At 75.7% G+C, this 3,234-nt stretch carries 2 protein-coding genes; one reads left to right on the top strand and one right to left on the bottom strand.

Annotated features, from left to right (window positions below):
- On the bottom strand, positions 1 to 2,246 hold a 2,246-nt coding region (eccCa, locus tag AC2VNT_RS06085; RefSeq protein WP_486945996.1), incomplete at its 3' end, for a type VII secretion protein EccCa.
- A gap of 116 nt (positions 2,247 to 2,362) precedes the next feature.
- On the opposite strand from eccCa, the gene eccD reads away from it, so the two are divergent.
- Positions 2,363 to 3,234 (top strand): type VII secretion integral membrane protein EccD (gene eccD, locus AC2VNT_RS06090; protein WP_486945997.1); only part of this gene is annotated, 872 nt, incomplete at its 3' end.

Genomic DNA, 3,234 nt, shown 5'->3' on the forward strand with positions numbered 1-3,234 from the left:
TACGGCCGGTCGACCACCCCGATCGGCACCACCAGCTCGGGTCCTCCCGCCCTGTCGGCCAGCAGCCGGGCCAGCGTCGGCGACGCGCCCAGCGGCGGCAGCCAGACCCGGTGGGCGGGCGGGCCGTGCCCGGCGACCCGGTCCAGCACCGTCTGCAGCACGGTGCGCCGCGGCGCCGACCGGGTCGTCGGCTGCACCGTCACCCGGGTCTCCGCCGCGGTGAACAGCCGGACCGGCGGTGCCGGCGGGGACGCTCCCGGCGCCGGGTCGGCCGGCCCCGGCCCGGAGACGTAGGCCGCCCGGAACCGGGTCAGCCCGTCGGAGCCGGCCTGCAGATACCCCAGCCCGGGGGTGCCGGGCAGTCGATGGGCGTCGGGCACCCCCAGGACGATGCGGGATTCGTTGGCCGACAGTGTTTTCAGGCAGATCCGGTAGGACAGATGCGATTCCAGACCGCGCAGGCGGCCTTCGTCGAGTCGTTGGCTGGCCAGCAGGAGGTGGACACCGAGGGAGCGGCCCAGCCGGCCGATCGCGCCGAACATGTCGGCGAAATCGGGGTGCCGGCTCAGCAGCTCGGAGAACTCGTCGACGATCACCAGCAGGGCCGGCAGCGGCGGCAGCGCCGCGCCGGCGAGCCGGGCGGCCTGGTAGGCGGCGACGCTGACGAAGCCGCCCGCGCTGCGCAGCAGCTCCTGGCGGCGGTTCAGCTCGCCGGCCAGCGCGTCGCGCATCCGGGCCACCAGCGGGGCTTCGTCGGCGAGGTTGGTGATGACGGCGGCGACGTGCTCGGCGCGCTCCAGGTCGAGGAAGGTGGCACCGCCCTTGAAGTCGACCAGCACCAGGTTCAGTGTCTCCGGCGAATGGCGGGCGATCATCCCCAGCGCGATCGTTCGCAGCAGCTCCGACTTGCCGGAGCCGGTCGCGCCGACACACAGGCCGTGCGGCCCGATGCCGCCCTCGGCGGGCTCTTTGATGTCGACCCAGACCACCGCGCCGTCGTCGGCCGTCCCGATCGGAACCCGCAGCCGCTCCGCCCGTTTCAGCCGGTGCCATGTGGGCTCCGGGTCGGCGCCACCCAATCCGCCGAAGTCGTCAAGCAGCTCAGGCCAGGCGCGCCCCGCGGACCCGCCGGCCGTCGCCCCGGTCAGCCGGTAACCCGCCAGCCGGCGGGCGCAGACGATCGCCTCCAGCAGCTCCACCCGGTCCGGCCGGCCCAGCGGCTGGTCGCCGCCGGACCGCCGCACGGTCAGCGTGTCACCGCTCAGCCGCAGCCGCAGCCCATCGGGTGGCCCCGGACCGCCGGGGCTGATCTCGACGACGGTGACCCCGGGCGTGCCGACCCGGTCGGGGTCGATGGTGCCGCCGTCGACGATCAACACCCGGTGCGCGGCCTCCGGCTCGGCCGATGCAGACGGATACCGGTGGTGCGGCAACCATTTCAGCCAATCCCAGTGGTCGCGGCCGGCCGCGTCGAGCACCGCCGTCACCGTCAACAGGTCGGGCCCGTGCAGCACCGCGAGCTGGCAGATCACCGCGCGCAGCAGCGCCCGGGCGCACTCCCGATCGCCGTCGACGGTGACCAGCGCCGCGTCGGCCAACCGCAGCGTGGTCGGGGCGCCGGGCAGCGTCGAGTGGGTCTCGACGAAGCGGCGCAGCGCGGCGCCGGTGACCGGATCCGTCCGGGCCACCGGGTCGGCGGATGGCTCGACGAGTCGGCGGGCCAGGCGCACCGCACCGACGCCGACCCGAACCCAGCCGAAGTCGGCGTCGTCGCGTCGCCGCTCCCACATCCGCGGGCCGGCCACCAACGTCCACAGCGCATCCGGCTCCGGGTGGTGGTAGTCCAGCGAGAGCCGTTGCGCCGCGGCAGCGTCGGCGACCGTCGTCCGAAGCCCGGCCAGGTAGGCGAAGTAGTCGTCGCGCTCGGCGTCCAGGTCGGCGTCCGGCCGGCGGTGCCGGCCCGCGGCGACACCGGCGACCATCGACACCAGCATCACCAGCGGGAACACCAAATAGACCGGGTTGCCCGTCCCGGCGGCGGCGCCCGACCGGTAGAGCATCGCCATGACCGCGAGCATTAGCACCGCCGTCAGCACCGGCACCAGGCCGAGCCACCGGCCGCGGACCGGCCGCGGTCGCTGCGGCGGTGCGGCCAGCTCGATGTCGGCGGTGGGAAACCCCGGCGGCGGTCTTCGCACCGGTCGGACGAAACCCACCGTCGCGGTCGCCTCGTCTCGATCGGCCACCCGGCAGACGCTAGGAACGCGCGGCGACCGCCACAACTCGGCTGTGGACAGCCGCACACCCGGCGGCGGCTCGCCCGGATAACCTGCCCGGCGAGACCGGAGAAAAGGGGGCGGAATTGGCCGATCGGACTCCGCCGCTGTGCCGGGTGTCGGTGCGCACCGATTCGACCCGGGTGGACGTGACGCTGCCGGCCGGCGTCCCGGTGGGTGAGCTGATGCCGGCCCTCCTGGAGATCACCGGCACCGAGCCGGACGACTGGATCGCCACGCCGTATCGGCTGTCTCGGCCGGGCGAGCCGGCCCTGGCCGGCGGGAGAACACTGGCCCAGCACGGTGTTCGGGACGGATCGCTGCTGCTGTTGAGCCGGTCGGTGGCCGAGTCGCCGCAGCCGCGCTTCGACGATCCCGCGGTCGCGGTGTCGGCGATCGTGCGGGCGGCCGGCCGGGGGTGGACGCCCGGGGCGACCCGGCTGGTGGCCGCGCTGGCGGCGGGTTGGCTGGCCGGGGTGGCGGTGCTGACCGCGGCGTGCGGAGGCTCGGCGGTGGCTGCGGCGACGGCCGCCGCCGCGGCCGGCTGCACGCTCGGTGCCGCGGTGCTGATCGGCCGGGTGCACCGCGACTCGGCGGCGGTGCTGGCGCTGGGCCTCTCGGCGGTCGGCTTGGCAGCGGCCGCCGGCTTCCTGGCGGTGCCCGGCCGCTGCGGGCCACCCCACGTGCTGTTGGCCGCCACCGCGGCAGCCTCGACCGCGGTGCTGGCCGGACAGCTCGACCGGCGAAACGTCGCGACCGTCACGGCGGTGGGCTGCCTGTCGGCCCTGGTCGCCGCCGCCGCCACCGCGGTGGTGCTGACCGGCGCCCCGGTCTCGACGGTCGGGGCGTGGACCGCCGTCGCCGCGATCGTGCTGCTGCGCTCGGCGCCGGCCATCGCGGTCGCCTGCACCGGGCTGCCCCGACTAACGGCGGTCACCGCGGCCAGCGGCAGCGGCCC

Source organism: Mycobacterium sp. TH-M15 (genome assembly GCF_057473705.1).